General features: G+C 74.8%; 1 protein-coding gene. It reads right to left on the bottom strand.

The window, feature by feature from the left end:
• The coding region (locus tag M8J74_RS44055) for an AMP-binding protein (RefSeq protein ID WP_249841759.1) at nucleotides 1–1,007 on the bottom strand (1,007 nt) is incomplete at both ends.

The following is a 1,007-nucleotide window of genomic DNA, read 5'->3' as shown; positions in this document are numbered from 1 at the left end:
TCCTCGGCGACCAGCCGGAACAGCCCCGCCGTCAGCCACAGACCGGTGACGGACTCCTCGGCGAGCACGGCGGCCAGGGCGGCGGTGTCCAGGACGCCGGCCGGGGCGACGGCGACGGTGCCGCCGGTCAGCCAGGGCACCCACAGTTCGAAGGTGGAGGCGTCGAAGGTGTGCGGGGAGTGGAAGAGGACGCGGCGGTGCGCGGGACGGTCCCAGCGGTGGTCGAGGGCGAGTTCGGCCACGTTGCGGTGGGTGATCGCGACGCCCTTGGGCACGCCCGTCGAGCCCGAGGTGAACATCACGTACAGCCACTGGTCGGGGTGGGTGGCCACCTTGGGGGCGCTCGCCGGATAGGGAGCGTTCTCCGGGTCGGCGGTGAGGTCGTCGACGAGCAGGATGCGGGTGCCGGTGGTGCCGGCCTCGGTGACGATCTCGTGGTCGGCCAGGTGCGGGTCGGTCAGCAGGAGCGGGGCGGCCGTGTCGGCGAGGATGCGGGTGAGCCGGGAGACGGGGTCGACGGCGTTGAGGGGGGCGTAGACGCCGCCCGCCTTGACGATGGCCAGCAGGGCGAGGACCAGGTCGGCGGAGCGTTCCATCAGGACGGCGACGACGGTCTCCGGGCCGACGCCGAGCGCGGTGAGGCGGTGCGCGAACCGGCTGGAGACGGCGTCGGCCTCGGCGTACGTCCAGGACCGCCCGGCGTGGGTGAGGGCGACGGCGTCCGGGGTGCGGGCGGCCTGCTCGGCGAAGAGGGCGGCGAGGGAGGCCTCGGGTACGGGGGTGGCGCGGCCGGTCCAGGTGTCCAGCAGCAGGGTGCGCTCGGCCGCGTCGAGGAGGTCGAGGCCGGACAGCGGGGTGTCGGGGTGGGCGGACGCCTCGCCGAGGAGGCGCAGCAGCCGGGCGAGGAGGGCCTCGATGGTGTCGCGGTCGTACAGGTCGGTGGCGTACTCGGCGGTGATGTCCAGGCCGGCGGGGCGGCCGTCGGGGGTGAGGTGCTCGTCGAAGCC

It is taken from the genome of Streptomyces panaciradicis (assembly GCF_023516615.1).
Taxonomy (GTDB): domain Bacteria; phylum Actinomycetota; class Actinomycetes; order Streptomycetales; family Streptomycetaceae; genus Streptomyces; species Streptomyces panaciradicis.
Note: the sequence above shows the minus strand (reverse complement) of the source record. Positions and strands in the feature narration are given on the sequence as shown.